We start from the raw sequence: 14,785 nt of genomic DNA, 5'->3' as shown, positions 1-14,785 counted from the left end.
GCTCCTTCAACGAACCTGATTGAGGAGTTCGGCGCCCTGGGTCACGATCCGCTTGCCCGGACCCACCCCCGACACCACCAGCAGGCGGGTGGCGTCGAGGGGCTCGACCTGGACCTCACGCGGCTCGAATCGCTCGGGCTGCGTGTGCTCGTAGACGATGTTCTGCCCGTTCGAGCCACGGACGACGCTGGCGCGGGGCAGCGCCAAGCCCTTCTGCTGCGTATCCGTCGCCGCCAGCACCGTCACGAACTGGCCCGTGCGCAGTTCGGCCGGCGCATTCTGAACGGCGAAGTGCATGGGCACCGCCTGACTGCGGTCGGCGAGTCCTGCGCCCATGTATTTCAGCGTCAGAACCCGGCCGTCCGCGAGGCGGGCCGTGGCGTCCTGGGTGCTCGCGAGGGCGTCGAAGCTCAGCGCTTCGACCCAGAGCCGCGCGGGATCGACGATATGGAACACCATCGCGCCCGGGCTCGCCATCTGCCCGGCGACGGCATTGGCTTCTGCGACGACGCCGGAGACCGGCGCCACCAGCGCCTCGGGCTGCTGACGGACGCCGTCGAGGGCGACGCGGCGGTCCATCAATCCCTTCAGTTCGGCCTGCGCGTCGTCGAGCTGAACCTGTGAGACCGAGCCGCCCGGCGCCAGCTTGCGGAAGCGATCGACCCGCCGTTCCATGATGGTGATCTGCTGATCGAGTTCGCCCTGACGCTGGCGCATGTCGGAGACGTCGACCGCCTGGACCGGCGGGGTCACGGTCGCCAGCACCTCGCCCTTCTTCACCCGCGTGCCGAGACGCGGAAAGGCCTCCGAGGCCGGCGGCGACAGGCGGCCCCCGACGGACGACTGGACGACGCCGCTGCCGTTCGGATCGGCGATGATCCGACCGGGCAGCTCGGTCGTCCGGGCCAGGAGGTCGGAGGCCGTGACGATGGTCCGGACGGTCAGGATGCGCTGGGTGGGTTTGGGCACGAACACCGAGCCGTCGGGCATGCGCTGGGCCAGATCCTGGGCGCCGGCCGACGCCATGGGCATCCCGGTCGCGGCGCTCTCGCCATGGTCGTGCCCCTCATGCGCGAAGGCCGGCGGACCGAACAGCAGACCGGCGGCCAGCACGAGGATGCCGAGGGCCGGAGCGAGCCGCCGGCCTCGGACCAGGAGAGTCACCACCACGCCGAGGAGGAATCCGGCGCCGCCGATGATCATGGGGAGCGGGTCGGCCTGCCTGAGGTGCTGGCGAAAATCGTGAGCCACGGCGAGCCCCGCCGCCCAGGCCGGGGTGCCTGCACCGGCCGGGGCGACCGGCGGTACGGGAACGGTCAGGGTGACGGGGAAGATGTCCGAGGCACCGTTCGTCGTGACGGTGAACGGGACATCGTACTCGCCCGGCTTCTCGCTCCAATGCGCGTCGAGGCGGTAGCTCCCATCGGCGGCGGCCGTCACCCTCGCGGTTCCCTCCGGAGTCTCCGCCGTCACCGAAGCGTCCGTCACCGGCTCGTTGGTCGACACCCGGTCGACGAACACGGTCACGGTGCCGTTTCGGGCAACCGCGACCAGCTCGAGGCCATCCGTCGATGAGGCGCCGCGAGGCGCCTGGGCGGCGGGCGCGGACTTTCCCGCATCGCCGTGGTCGTGCCCCTCATGTGCCCGGGGCGTCGCCGACCAAAGGCCGAACGTCAGAACCGCCGCCCCGAGGGCAGCCGGAAGCCGAATTGTCATCGTGTCGAAACCTTGCAGGATGGGACGGTCGCCGCACCCCAAAGGGAGGCGGCGTCAGGCGCGTCTCACACGAAGGATCGAGGTGGTTCCGCCAGAGCCTCCAGCACCGCGCTCGGATGCGCCCGATCCGTTGCCGGCATCACGCGCCCTGACTTTTCCCAGACGTCATCCACCGTGCCGGAGGCTTGAACAGCCAGGACCGGGCAGGAACAGCAGCCCGGGCAGGTCTCCGGCGCCGCGGCTTTGCCTTCGTGCCCGACCGCCGGCATTTCGGACGAAGCGTGGTGCCGGGTCGGGTGATCCGGATCAGCCCGTCCTAAGCCTACGGGGGATGCCGCCGCACTTGCCCCGCCCGGCGGATGGGTGTGTCCGGCATGGCCCAGGACCATACCCATCACCATGACGGCGAGAACCGCGACCCGAAGGATCGTGGTGAGCAGCCGCAAGGGGAGTGAAGGAAGGTGCATGGCGGAAGGAGGCTAGCACATCGCGTTCTTGGACACAGCTCCCGTGTCGACGGATCACGCGATGGTCGGCAGACGCCTCTTCAGAAATCCGCGTGATGCGGGTTGGAATGCGAAAGCCGATGATCGGATCGGCACCCGCGAGACCGAATTTTCGCGGACCCGCGGCCGACGCCCGGCATATGGGCTGGCCTAGCGCATCGGGGCGGTCTTGGCGGCCTCCATTTACCAGGGCCCGTCGCGGTGATGCCGGCATCCGGGTTCCGTCATCGTCTTCGATCAGGGGATATGCGTCGCGGCGGGTGGCCGGATATCTTCGATCGGCCCCGGGTGCGTGGAGGCCTGCTCCGCCGTCTCCGCGGTGGGAGATCGCGTCATTCTGCGCTCATCGCTGTCCAACCACTTCAAGGTGCTCCGCGAGGCCGGCGTGATTCGCAGCGAGCGTCACGACGTCGAGATGCGGAGTCACTCGCGCTGGTGCGAAGTCGAGGCGCAATTTCCCGGATTGCTCGCCGCCCTCATCAACGCCTACGCCGCCGAGGGGGGACCAAGCCTGACCGGCGCGTGACCGGGAACGTGCGCGATTTCGTCAGTCCCGTCGCAACGTCGCCTCGGTCGATCCCTCGACGCGGCTGCCGCCGAAGATCACCTGCTGCCGGAGCGGGGGCCGTGCCAAGCGATAGATCAGGCGCGGCTCGGCAGGCGCACTCACGGCATCGAGACTGGCGCGATGCTCGGAGGACAGCGCGAGTTCGAGGGCCGCTATATTGTCGGCGACCTGAGCCGCCCGGCCGACGCCCATCAGGGTCGAAGCGACGCCGGGCCGGCCCACGACCCAGGCCAGGGCGACCCGCGCGGGTGATTGTCCGATCTCGTCCGCCACCCGGCGCACCGCCTCGACGATCTCCCAGTTGCGAGGCGTGAACAGGCTGTCGCCGAACGGGTTGGCACCATCGAGGCGCCTGTCGTCGGCCGGACGGACTTCTCCCGCCTTCGCCGCGTCCCTGGGCAGGCCAGACCCACGCGATGACGCCGCAGCGACGGTTGCGCGATCGTATTTGCCCGTCAGGAGCCCGTAGGCGAGGGGCGACCAGGGCACCATGCCGATGCCGAACTCGGCCGCGAGGGGAATATGCTCGTCCTCGACGTCCCGGTTCACCAGGGAATAGAAGTACTGGAGCCCGATCGGCCCGGGGAGGCCACGCACGGAAGCGAGTGTCGCGAGCTTGGCTGCGTACCAGGCGGGGGTGTTCGACACGCCCCAGTGGCGGATCTTGCCCACCCGAATGAGGCCACTCATCGTCTCCAGCAGTTCCTCGGCCGGCGTGATCCCATCCCACACGTGGACCCAGTACAGGTCGATGAAATCCGTCTCGAGACGTCGTAGGGACCCATCGATCGCCGTGTGGATGTGTTTGGCTCCGCAACCCCCCGCATGCGGTCCGTTTCCCGCAGCGAATCCGAACTTGGTCGCAACGCCGATTCGGTCGCGCAGGCGGCGCTCCTTGACGAAGCGACCGACCATCGCCTCGCTGGTGCCGTTCGCGTAGACGTCGGCCGTATCCACGAAATTGCCGCCCGCCTCGACATAGGCATCGAACACGGCGCGGCTGCTGTTCTCGTCGAGGCCCCATCGCGCGGTTCCGAAGGTCATGGTGCCGAGCGCCAGCGGGCTCACTGCCAGCCCCGATCGACCGAGTGCCCGGTAATGCGTCAGATCCATTTTTATGCTCCCCCGATGAAGTCACCGAGCATTAGCGCCACGTCGTGGGGGGCGATAAGCCGGATCGGACGGCATGGGTCTGTGAACGGGATGCAGCAATGCGACGCGGTGAACTCGATGATCTCGCGGCCTTCGCGGCAGTGGCGCGCACCCGCAGTTTCACCCGGGCGGCGGCCGAGATCGGGCTGTCGCCCTCCGCCCTCAGTCATGCGATGCGCGGACTGGAAACGCGTCTCGGCCTACGCTTGCTCGCACGGACGACACGCAGCGTCGCTCCGACACCCGCTGGCGAACGATTGCTGCGCTCCCTCGGGCCGGCATTGGATGAGGTCGCGCGCGGCCTCGCGGCCCTGGCCGACTGGCGTGGTGAGCCGTCCGGCACTCTCCGATTGACCACGTTCGCCTTCGGCGCCCGAACGGTGCTCGAGCCGTCCCTTCCCGGCTTTCTCCTCGCCTATCCGGCGGTCTCCGTCGAAGTGGTCGTCGATGATCGTCTCGCGGATCTCGTCGCGACGGGCTTCGACGCCGGAATTCGTTTTGGGGATTCGGTGGAGCGCGACATGGTCGCGGTCCGCGTCGGCCCGGACCTGCGCACGGTCGTGGTCGGAACACCCGCCTACTTTGCGGGTCACGCCCGCCCTGCGGTCCCGTCCGACCTCGAGGCGCATCGTTGCGTCAACTACCGGCTCGTCGGCGGCGGCGGCCTCTTGCCGTGGGAGTTCACCCAAGGCGGACGCGAGGTCCGCGTGCGCGCCGGCGGACAGTTCGTGGGGAACGACGGTGCGCTGGCCGGCGCGGTGGTGCGGGCGGGCGCGGGCCTCGGCTACATGCTGGAATGCGACGTGGCCGCCGATCTCGCCTCCGGCGACCTCGTGCAGGTGCTGGACGATTACTGCCCGCCGTTTCCCGGCTGCCATCTCTACTACCCGAACCGGCAAGTGACGCCTGCCCTGCGTGCTCTGGTCGAGACGCTCCGCTGGACGGGCGAAACATCCGCTTGATCGAGACCGCGGGGCGGGCGACTGGCGCCTGCGCGTCGGTTCGCCCCGGCAAGACGGGATCAGACGATCGTCTCCGCCGAACCACGGTACGTTTCGGCAAACGGTAACCCGGGCGTCAAATCACCCGGCGCGCGAGGAAATCCAGCATCAGGGATGCGACTTCGCGGTGGTGCGTCTCCAATGCAAAATGCCCCGTGTCGAGCAAGTGGATCTCGGCATCGGGCAGGTCGCGTCGGTAAGCCTCCGCGCCGGCGGCCAGGAAGAACGGGTCGTTGCGGCCCCAAACCGCCAGGAGCGGCGGCCTGTGGGTGCGAAAATAAGCCTGGAACGCAGGGTAGAGCGCGACGTTCGTGCGGTAATCCAGAATCAGATCGAGCTGGATCTCTTGCGCACCGGGGCGTCGCATGTAGTGCAGATCGAGGGTCAGACCGTCGGGACCGATGCGACCGGCCGGCGTACCGTGCTCGTACTGCATATGGATCGCTGCTTCCTTGAGGGCGGCGCGGCACGCGATGCGGTTCGCCGGGCTCGGATCCCGCCAATAGGCCTGCCAAGGTTCCCACGCCGCGCTCAGACCCTCCGCATAGGCGTTGCCGTTTTGGGTGATGATGGCGCTGATCCGTTCCGGGTGATCCATCGCCAGACGCAGACCGGTCGGCGCCCCATAGTCGAAGATGTAGAGACCATAGCGGGTCAGCCCCAACGCAGTGACGAACCCCTCCATGATCTCGGCCAGGTGGTCGAACGTGTAGGCGAATGTGGCGCGGGACGGGGCGACCGTGTTGCCGAAGCCGGGCAAGTCTGGGGCGACGATCCGATAGCGATCGGACAGGAGCGGGATGAGATCGCGGAACATGTGACTCGCGGTTGGGAAACCGTGAAGCAGGAGCAGCACGGGTGCGTCCCCAGGGCCCGCTTCCCGGTAGAACACCTCGACGTCCCCGACTTGTTGCTTACCGTAGCGTACCGACATTCGATCCTCCTGCCTGCCGAGTTCGGAAAAGCCCGAATGCGGCCGAGAGGGCGGGGGCGGGCCGCTACGGCGCCCATGACGAGCCCCGATCCGAACCGCTTGACCATGCTGCATCGGTTCCGTGCCCGTCCGCGGCCTCGACAGCGCCGCTTGGCATCCGTGCTTTTCCTGTCGAAGAGGTAGCGTCCATCGCCTGCCGCAATAATATCGGATCTCTGCAAAGCTGTGTTTCAGGATCTGCAACGATGGATCGCCTCGATGCCATGGCGCTGTTCCTCGGCGTCGTCGACGCCGGCTCGTTCGCGCGCGCGGCCCGCCATTCGGGCGTCTCACCGGCCAGCGTGACGCGCGCGGTCGCGATGCTGGAAACGCGCCTCGGCGATCGCCTCCTGCACCGCTCGACCCGGGGACTTCGCCTCACGGAGGTCGGCGAGCGTCAGGCCGTCGTGTACCGGAGCGTGCTGGCAGAGCTGGCGGAAGCTGAGGGGACGGCCAGGACAGCGGACCAGTTGGAAGGCAGGATCACCCTCACCGCGCCGGAGCTCTTCGGCCGTGAAAAGCTGATGCCCGTCGTCGAAGACTTCCTCGCCATGCATCCGGGCGTGGCGACGCGTGTGCTCCTGGTCAATCGCGTGGTCAACCTGACCGAGGAGGGGATCGACGCGGCCCTGCGCCTCGCGGACCTGCCCGATTCGGGCCTTACAGCGGTAGGTCTCGGCGCCATGCGCCGGCTCGTCTGTGCAGCGCCCGCCTATCTGGCTGCGCTAGGCCAACCCGCCCGTCCCGAGGATCTTCGGACGCACCGCTGTCTCGGCGCGGAGGGGACGGAGCACGAACTCTGGCACTTTACCGAGCGGAATCCCGCGCGGTCTCGTCCCATCACGGTGGCGCTGGAGCCACGTCTGGTCCTGAACAGCGCCAGGGCCTCCATCGATGCCGCGGTCCGCGGTCATGGCGTCTGCCGGACCATGGCCTATCAGGTGGTCGAACATTTGGCGCACGGGCGCCTCGTTCCGGTACTTGCAGCCTTCGAGCCACCGCCGAATCCGGTTCACCTCGTATTCCATCCCATCCCCCGCCGGAACGCGGCGCTGCGGGCCTTCGTCGATCACGCGGTCCCGAGGCTGAGGGCTGCGGTCGCGGCCGTTTCAATCGCCATGGAGTCGGCGAATGCCGCGCTCCACCCATCATCCGCGACCGAGGAACGATCCTGATGCGGGACCCCGTGTCCGGTTGACCGGCTCGGCGAAAGGTTGATACCCCTGCACTAGAACGGTTCCAAAAAATACAATTCGAGGCACGCCATGGCGCAACCGGTCTCCCTCCACGTCAACGGGCGCGCGGTGAGTGTGCGGGTCGACGATCCCGAGACGCCGCTGCTCTACGTGCTTCGCAACGATCTGGAACTGCACGGGCCACGCTTCGGCTGCGGGCTCGGACAATGCGGCGCCTGTACGGTGCACATCGACGGGGCGGCCGTCCGCTCCTGCATCACCCCACTCTCCAGCCTGAAACCCGGCCAGGCCATCGTCACCCTGGAAGGGCTCGGCTCGCCGGAGGGGCCGCACCCGGTGCAGGCGGCCTTCATCGCCGAGCAGGCGGCGCAATGCGGTTACTGCATCAACGGCATGGTGATGCAATCGGCGGCACTCCTGAGCCGGAACGCGAAACCGAGCGACGCCGAGATCAAGCAGGAACTCAGCGCCAACCTGTGCCGCTGCGGCACCCATGCCCGGATCGTACGCGCCGTGAAGCGCGCCGCGTCCGCGATCTGACCCGGGAGGCTGCCCATGTCCCGCATCACGACGCCCGATACGACGCTGTCCCGCCGCGCGCTGCTCCAGGGTGGCGGTGCCCTGGTGGTGAGCTTCGCGCTTCCGCCGCGAGACGCCTCGGCGCAGACACCGCCGCCGATTCCGCCCGCGCTCCCAACAAAGGGATTCGCCAAGTCCGTGGCCGGCGACGAGGTCGACGGGTTTGTCGCCATCGGCGCGGACGGCCGCGTGACGGTGTTCTCCGGCAAGGTCGATCTCGGCACCGGGGTGCGCACGGCGCTGACGCAGATGGCAGCCGAGGAACTCGACCTGCCCCTCGAGTCCGTCACGGTGATCCAGGGCGATACCGGCGTGACGCCGGACCAGGGCCCGACCTACGGCAGTCTGTCGATCCAGAACGGCGGTGCCCAGATCCGCCAGGCCGCGGCCACCGCCCGCCAAGCCCTGATCGGACTCGCGGCCGAGCGCCTCGGGGTGACCCCGGGATCGCTTCTGGTCAAGAACGGCACCATCCAGCCGAAGACGGGCGGTCCGGGGATCGCCTTCGGCGACCTCCTCAGGGAGAAGCGTTTCGCCCTCAAGGTCGACAAGGACGCCAAGCCCAAGGATCCGGCCCTCTACACCCTCGTCGGGACATCGGTGGCGCGCCTCGACCTGCCGGCCAAGATCACCGGGACCTTCACCTACATGCAGGATTTCCGGGTTCCCGGAATGGTGCACGGACGGGTGGTTCGCCCGCCCGCCATCGGGGCGACCCTAGAGGAGGTGGACGATGCCGATGCCCTTTCGCTGCCCGGCGTGATCAAGGTGGTCCGGGAGGGCAACTTCCTCGCCGTGGTGGCGGAGACCGAGTGGGGCGCCGTCAAGGCCGCCGCGGCCCTGAAGCCGCGCTGGTCGCCCTCAGCGACCCTGCCGGACCAGGCCCGGCTCTGGCAGCACGTGCGCGGCTCGAAGGTCAGCAAGGACGACGTCACGAGCAACGTCGGCGATGCCGCCGCGTCCCTGAAGGGAGCGGCCCGGGTGCTCGCGGCGACCTACGATTTCGCGATCCACACCCACGGCTCCATCGGTCCCTCCTGTTCCGTGGCGGAGTTCAAGGATGGGGCGCTCACCTGCTGGACCGCCTCGCAGATGACCCACGCCCTCCGGCGGCAGCTCGCGGCGATGACCCGGATGTCCACGGAGGACGTGCGTTGCGTCTATCTCGAAGGCTCGGGCTGCTACGGCCGAAACGGGCACGAGGATGCGGCGGCGGACGCGACGCTGCTCGCCCGCGCCGTGGGCCGGCCGGTCCGGGTGCAATGGTCGCGCGCCGACGAGCACGGCTGGGACCCCAAGGGGCCGCCGACTCTCATCGACCTCGAAGCCGGCCTCGATACGGACGGCGCGGTGGTGGCCTGGTCGTCGCAGTTCTTCGTCCCCGAAGGGGGTGCCGGCAACGTGCCGCTCGTGGCCGCCGATCTCGCCAACCTGCCGCACGAGACGGCGCTCGCACCCGGCAACATCGTTCAGAATTCGGCGATTCCCTACACGATCGCCAACGTGCGGACGGTCTGCCACCGCTTGGCCGACACGCCCCTCCGGCCGTCCTGGATCAGAACGCCGGGCCGGATGCAGAACACCTACGCCAATGAGGCCTTCCTCGACGAACTCGCCGCCGCGGCCGGCGTGGATCCGGCGGCGTATCGCCTGCGGGCGCTCAAGGACCCGCGCGGGACGGAGGTGATCGAGCGTGTGATGGCGCTGGCGAAGTGGGAGAACCGCCCGTCCCCCAAGGCCGAGCGGGACGGCGACGTCCTGCGCGGGCGCGGAATTTCCTACGTGCGCTACGAACTCTACCGGACCTATGTTGCCGGTATCGCCGAGGTGGAGGTCGAGCGCAGAACGGGAGCGATCCGGGTCTCCCGCTTCTTCGTGGTCCAGGATTGCGGGCAGATCATCAACCCGGACGGGGTGCGCAGCCAGATCGAGGGCAACGTGATCCAGACGGTCAGCCGCGTGCTCAAGGAAGAGGTGACCTTCGACCGCAGCGCGGTGACGAGCCTGGACTGGGCGAGCTATCCGATCCTCACCTTTCCCGAAATCCCCGAGGTGGTGATGGAGTTGATCGACCGACCCACCGAGAAGCCCTGGGGCGCTGGCGAGCCCTCTGCGGCCATCGTGCCGTCCGCGATCTCCAATGCGGTCTTCGACGCCACCGGTGTGCGGATGCGCTCGGTGCCGTTCTCACCGGTGAAGATGCAGGCCGGCCTGCAGGCGACCTGAGTCAAACCGTGCGGGCCGGTCAGGCCGCCCGCACGGTCGCGAGGAAGTGGGCGACCTCGGCACTCAGGTGTTCGGATTGGCGCGACAGCTCGGAGGCTGCCCCGAGCACCTGACTCGCCGCGGCGCCGGTCTCCTCGGCGGCCCCGGCCACGCCCGCGATGTTGCCGGTGACCTCGCCCGTGCCCGCTGCCGCCTGAGCGACGTTGCGGACGATCTCCTGCGTTGCCGCCCCCTGCTGCTCCACCGCCGCGGCGATGGAGGTGGCGACGGTGCTGATCTCGCGGATGCGTCCGGTGATACCGCCGATCGAGTCGACCGCCTGGCCTGTCGAGGCCTGGATCCGGAGGATCTGGCCCGAGATCTCGTTCGTCGCCTTGGCGGTCTGTTCGGCCAGGGCCTTCACTTCGGCAGCGACGACGGCGAAGCCCTTGCCGGCCGTACCCGCACGGGCTGCCTCGATGGTGGCATTGAGGGCGAGAAGGTTCGTCTGTCCGGCGATGTTCGAGATCAGCCCGACGACATCGCCGATCCGGGCGACGGCGGCGCTGAGCTCCTGCACCAGCGCACCGGCCTGATCGGCTTCGGCGACGGCGTGGCGCGCGAGGTCCGCCGAGCCGTCGACCTGCCGGCCGATCTCCTGCACCGACGACCCGAGTTCCTCGGCCGCCGCCGCGACGGTGTTGACGTTCGTGGCGGCCTCCTCGGCCGCGGCTGCCACGGCGGAGGATTGCAGGGCGGTCTCCGCCGCCGTGCCGCTCATCGCACCCGCCGTCGCCTGCAACTCGGTCGCAGACGATGAGACCATGCCGATGACGCCGCCGACGGCCGCCTCGAACCCATCCGCCAGTTCGCGCATCGTGCGCTTGCGCTGTTCCTCGGCGGAGGCCCGCGCGAGTGCGGTCTCCTCTTCGAGCCGACGGGTGCGGATGAGGTTGTCCTTGAACACCTGGACGGCGGCGGCCATCGCACCGATCTCGCTGCGCTCGCCCGCGTTGGGCACGGCGATCGCGGTGTCGTTGTCTGCCACGCGCTTCATCACTCCGGCCATGCGCTGGACGGGCGCCGAAATCGTGAACACGGACATCCAGCCGATCGCCAGCGTGGTCAGGACGACGACCGCGAGCACCGCGGCGATCCCCAGCCGAGCACTGTCGCCGAGCGCACTCGCGATCTGGACGCTCTCCTTGCCATGGATGTCGTTGAAGTCGAGATCGGCCTTGAGGGCCGTGCGGGCGGCGTTGAGCGCCGGCAGCATCCCATCGAGAAGATAATCGGTGGCGGCCTTCATGTCGCCGGCCTGCATGCGCTGCAAGAACTCTTCGCCCATGGCCGAGTACGCCGGGACGGTCTTCTTGATCGCCTCCCAAAGCGCCTCCTCGCCGTTGCTCACATAGGCGACGTAATCCTTCAGATCGGCCTCGATGTCGGCCATGCTGGCCCGCAGGCGGGGAAGGGATTGCGGACGGCGTTCCTCGCGGGAGACGAGATAGGCGAGTTGCCGGCTCCGGAGGGTCTCGAAGTTCGTGGCCAGGCGTCCGATGATCCGTGTCGACGGGAGGGCATTGCCGCCGAGCGTAGCCGTCGCTGCCGTCAAGGCAGACAAGCGCCCGTAACAGAAGGCACCCAACCCGAGATTGAGGGCGAGCAGCAGCAGGAGAGAGCTGATCAGGCGGGTTCGAATCGATAGATTGGCGATCAACTTGATCTCTCCGACATAGTAATATTATTCGAGAGAGACTTAAGCTCAAATTCGTTAAGCGATCCCGACTGCTGTGTCAGTGTACGCCGCCGCTGCGGCCGATCGGGGCAGGAGCAGACTGAATTTACATCTTTCGGTTGTGTTTGATCCAGCTTCCTAACTCGTGATCGCCACCAATACCGAGCGCGGACGTCCGGTTACTGGTCAGGATACGCACCATCTGCGCGGGTCGATCCGAACCCCAGGAAGGCCGGTCGAAGGCCACCCCGCGTGAAGGGGTGCAACCGCCCAAGCTACTCTGGCTCGAGCATGCCGGCATGATCGTACAGGAATGCCTATGCGAATCGCCCTTTCGCTTCCGCCTTGAGCGGCATCCGATCAGATCGGATCGAAGGTTTCGTAGCCTGCGGCCACGAGGTGGTTGCGGCACTCATTCGGTGTGAAGCGCCCGAAGGCCTGTTTGAGCGTGTCGTAGACGTCCACAAGCGTGCGGGCGCCGTGGGCTCGCAGACGGACCTTGAGCTTGGCAGAGGCAAGTTCGATCGGATTGAAGTCGGGCGAGTAGGCCGGCAGGTAGAGCAGGCGGGCGCCGGCCGCCTCGATGCGCTCGCGGATGCCGCTGACCTTGTGAGCGGGCAGGTTGTCGAGCACGACCGCGTCACCCTGCTTCAGGGTCGGCACCAGGGTCTCCTCGACATAGCGGCGGAAGCGGATCCCAGTCATGGGGCCGTCGAAGAGCGCGGTCGCCGTCAGGCCGCTGGCCTGCAGTCCCGCCGTGACCGTGATGGTTTTCCAGTGCCCGAACGGCACGACCACCCGGCAGCGTTCGCTATGCGGCGCCCATCCGTAGCGACGCGCCATCTTCGTGTTGGTCGCGGTCTCGTCCAGGAACACGAGCCTGCCCGGATCGAGGTCGGGCTGGCGCTCGAACCAGGCCAGGCGCGCCGCCTTTACATCCTCCCGATCCTGCTCGGCGGCGTGCCTGGTGTTTTTTACGCGTGATGCCGTGGCGCTTGAAGAAGCGGGACAGGCGGCTGACTGAACCGCCCCGGGATTTCCGGAGGCTCCAACTCTTGAGAGACTGGAGCCATGACAAAGCATATCCCACCCTTCTCCCCTGAGGTCCGCGAGCGGGCGGNTGAACCGCCCCGGGATTTCCGGAGGCTCCAACTCTTGAGAGACTGGAGCCATGACAAAGCATATCCCACCCTTCTCCCCTGAGGTCCGCGAGCGGGCGGTCAGGATGGTCCAGGAGCATCAGGGCGAGTACGGCTCGCCCTGGGCCGCGATGCAATCGATCGCTGCGAAGATCGGCTGCTCGGGCGAGACGCTAAGGAACTGGGTTCGGCAAGCCGAGCGCGACCGGGGCGTACGGGCCGGACCAACCACGGACGAGCGCGAGCGGATCAAGGCATTGGAGCGGGAGGTTCGTGAGCTCCGGCAGGCGAACGAGATCCTGAGGAAGGCGAGCGCGTATTTTGCGATGGCGGAGCTCGACCGCCCGTTCAAACGATGAAGGCGTTCATCGACGAGCACCGCGATGCCTACGGGGTCGAGCCGATCTGCAAGGTGCTGCCGATCGCCCCGTCGACATACCATGCTCATGCCGCACGGCGCGCCGATCCCAGCAGGCTCCCGGCACGGGCCCGGAGCGACGCGGCGCTGATGGTCGAGATCCGGCGCGTGTTCGAGGCGAACTTCCACGTCTACGGCGTACGCAAGGTCTGGCGGCAACTCGGCCGGGATGGGATCAGGGTGGCCCGGTGCACCGTCGCCCGACTGATGTGGGCGATGGGCCTGAAGGGTGTCGTGCGGGGCAAGACGGTGCGGACGACGATCCCCGATCCGGCAGCGAAGTGCCCGCTCGACCGGGTCAACCGCCAGTTCAAGGCCCCGCGCCCGAACGCCCTGTGGGTCGCGGATTTTACCTACGTCGCGACCTGGTCCGGCTTCGTCTATGTGGCCTTCGTGATCGACGTCTTCGCCCGCCGCATCGTCGGCTGGCGGGTCTCTCGAACCGCCCACGCCGCCTTCGTGCTCGACGCCCTGGAGCAGGCCCTGCACGAGCGTCGCCCCCTCCAGTGCGGCGGGCTCGTGCATCATAGCGACAGGGGCTCGCAATACCTGGCGCTGCGCTACACTGAGCGGCTCGTCGAGGCCGGGGTCGAGCCCTCCGTCGGCAGCGTCGGCGACTCCTACGACAATGCCCTCGCCGAGACGATCAACGGTCTATTCAAAGTCGAGTACGCCACCCTCGAATGGGTCGACTGGTTCAATCACCGCCGGCTGCTCGAACCCATCGGGAATATCCCTCCCGCCGAAGCCGAAGCGCACTACYATGCCCAGACCGAGGTGCAAGCCTTGGCCGCTTGATCCAAACCAAACAGCCTCCGGGAAACCCGGGGCGGTTCAGGTTCATCCAAACCATCACCCCCGGGCGCATCGGATCGCTCCCGCCCATCGCCACCGCGGGCCTGCCGTTCGACACCCTGGCGGCATGCCTGCGCCCGGACACCGCCAAGCGGAACGTCGAGCGCCTCGTCGCGGCGTCCCGTACCCTCACCCAGGCCGATCCCGGCCTCGCCGACGTTCCACTCATTCGTGACGCCCTGGGGTATGAGGGCGGCGCCTGGGAATGGGGCATGTCCGTCGTCGAGGCCGTCGAGCGGTGCCGTGCGAACGGTTCCAACGACTTCTCAAGCCTGGAATCCCCCCGGATCATTCTTGGCGGCCCCCCGGGATGCGGCAAGACCGTTTTCGCCCGCACCGTAGCCAAGTCGGCGGCGCTACCGCTTCATATCGCCTCCGTGGGCGCGTGGTTCACCCAGGGCAGCGGCTACCTGGGCGATGTCATCCGAGCCATCGACATGACCTTCGCGCAGGCTACATCTGCCGGACCAGCCGTGCTACTTCTAGATGAAATCGATGCAATCCCGGACCGATCTACAGTAGATGCACGCCACCTTAAATTTTGGGTTACTGTGGTTTCTCATATTCTTACGACATTTTATGGCGAATCCTCCAATAGATCCTCAGCTCTAATTATTATCGCCACGACGAATTGGCCTGCCCCCTGAAAAGTGGTCCTCCCTGATGTATGGCCTTGGGTCATTTGGAGGATGTTTTTATGGGACGGAAGAATCATACGGCTGGAGAGATCGTCGCTAAG

10 protein-coding genes, 2 pseudogenes and 1 other annotated feature are annotated in these 14,785 nt (G+C 67.6%); of the genes and pseudogenes, 7 read left to right on the top strand and 5 right to left on the bottom strand.

Features of this window, described 5'->3' with window-relative positions:
- Nucleotides 1-6: 6 nt before the first annotated feature.
- Nucleotides 7-1,716 (bottom strand): HlyD family efflux transporter periplasmic adaptor subunit, encoded by a 1,710-nt coding sequence (locus tag ASF25_RS07555; RefSeq protein ID WP_056304269.1) that lies wholly within the window; start codon nt 1,714-1,716, stop codon nt 7-9.
- A 792-nt stretch (nt 1,717-2,508) separates the two neighbouring features.
- Here ASF25_RS07555 and ASF25_RS07550 point away from each other — a divergent pair.
- Nucleotides 2,509-2,748, top strand: a pseudogene (locus tag ASF25_RS07550) (transcriptional regulator); the annotation flags it as partial.
- Between the two features lie 21 nt (nt 2,749-2,769).
- On the opposite strand, the gene ASF25_RS07545 reads toward ASF25_RS07550, so the two are convergent.
- The gene (locus ASF25_RS07545) at nt 2,770-3,903 is read right to left on the bottom strand and encodes an aldo/keto reductase (protein ID WP_056304236.1); all 1,134 of its coding nucleotides are present in this window, start codon (nt 3,901-3,903) and stop codon (nt 2,770-2,772) included.
- A 98-nt stretch (nt 3,904-4,001) separates the two neighbouring features.
- Between ASF25_RS07545 and ASF25_RS07540 the strand changes: the two genes are divergently transcribed.
- Nucleotides 4,002-4,904, top strand: coding sequence for a LysR family transcriptional regulator (locus ASF25_RS07540; protein ID WP_056304235.1), 903 nt, complete (start codon nt 4,002-4,004; stop codon nt 4,902-4,904).
- Between the two features lie 115 nt (nt 4,905-5,019).
- Here ASF25_RS07540 and ASF25_RS07535 read toward each other — a convergent pair whose 3' ends face one another.
- Complete coding sequence (locus ASF25_RS07535; RefSeq protein WP_056304234.1) at nt 5,020-5,877, bottom strand: alpha/beta hydrolase; 858 nt, start codon at nt 5,875-5,877, stop codon at nt 5,020-5,022.
- Between the two features lie 245 nt (nt 5,878-6,122).
- Between ASF25_RS07535 and ASF25_RS07530 the strand changes: the two genes are divergently transcribed.
- The 3 genes from ASF25_RS07530 to ASF25_RS07520 all read left to right on the top strand — a co-directional run bounded on the left by ASF25_RS07530 (nt 6,123) and on the right by ASF25_RS07520 (nt 9,917).
- Complete coding sequence (locus ASF25_RS07530) at nt 6,123-7,091, top strand: LysR family transcriptional regulator (protein WP_056304233.1); 969 nt, start codon at nt 6,123-6,125, stop codon at nt 7,089-7,091.
- A gap of 90 nt (nt 7,092-7,181) precedes the next feature.
- Complete coding sequence (locus ASF25_RS07525) at nt 7,182-7,652, top strand: (2Fe-2S)-binding protein (RefSeq protein WP_056304232.1); 471 nt, start codon at nt 7,182-7,184, stop codon at nt 7,650-7,652.
- Nucleotides 7,653-7,667: 15 nt separating this feature from the next.
- Entirely contained in the window at nt 7,668-9,917 is a 2,250-nt protein-coding gene (locus tag ASF25_RS07520) for a molybdopterin cofactor-binding domain-containing protein (RefSeq protein WP_056304231.1), read from the top strand.
- A gap of 19 nt (nt 9,918-9,936) precedes the next feature.
- Here ASF25_RS07520 and ASF25_RS07515 read toward each other — a convergent pair whose 3' ends face one another.
- Both ASF25_RS07515 and ASF25_RS07510 read right to left on the bottom strand, forming a co-directional pair.
- Complete coding sequence (locus ASF25_RS07515) at nt 9,937-11,616, bottom strand: methyl-accepting chemotaxis protein (protein ID WP_056304230.1); 1,680 nt, start codon at nt 11,614-11,616, stop codon at nt 9,937-9,939.
- Nucleotides 11,617-11,994: 378 nt separating this feature from the next.
- Nucleotides 11,995-12,658 (bottom strand): annotated as a pseudogene (locus tag ASF25_RS07510) (IS630 family transposase); the annotation flags it as partial.
- Nucleotides 12,659-12,805: 147 nt separating this feature from the next.
- On the opposite strand from ASF25_RS07510, the gene ASF25_RS07500 reads away from it, so the two are divergent.
- Together ASF25_RS07500 and ASF25_RS21845 are read left to right on the top strand one after the other, a co-directional pair.
- Nucleotides 12,806-13,989, top strand: a protein-coding gene (locus ASF25_RS07500; RefSeq protein ID WP_156368910.1) for an IS3 family transposase whose coding sequence is annotated in 2 segments (ribosomal slippage) — nt 12,806-13,094 and nt 13,094-13,989 — 1,185 coding nt in all. Because the reading frame shifts where the segments join, the coding sequence is not laid out codon by codon here.
- Nucleotides 13,087-13,203, top strand: a sequence feature (AL1L pseudoknot). It overlaps the preceding gene by 117 nt.
- On the top strand, nt 13,986-14,693 hold the full coding sequence (locus ASF25_RS21845; RefSeq protein ID WP_162239254.1) for an ATP-binding protein: 708 nt from the start codon (nt 13,986-13,988) through the stop codon (nt 14,691-14,693). Before ASF25_RS07500 ends, ASF25_RS21845 begins: the two co-directional genes overlap by 4 nt.
- Nucleotides 14,694-14,785 lie beyond the last annotated feature (92 nt).

Source organism: Methylobacterium sp. Leaf100 (assembly GCF_001422845.1).
Taxonomy (GTDB): Bacteria; Pseudomonadota; Alphaproteobacteria; order Rhizobiales; family Beijerinckiaceae; genus Methylobacterium.
The sequence above is the reverse complement of the archived record's forward strand: the minus strand, read 5'-3'. Positions and strand labels throughout refer to the sequence as shown.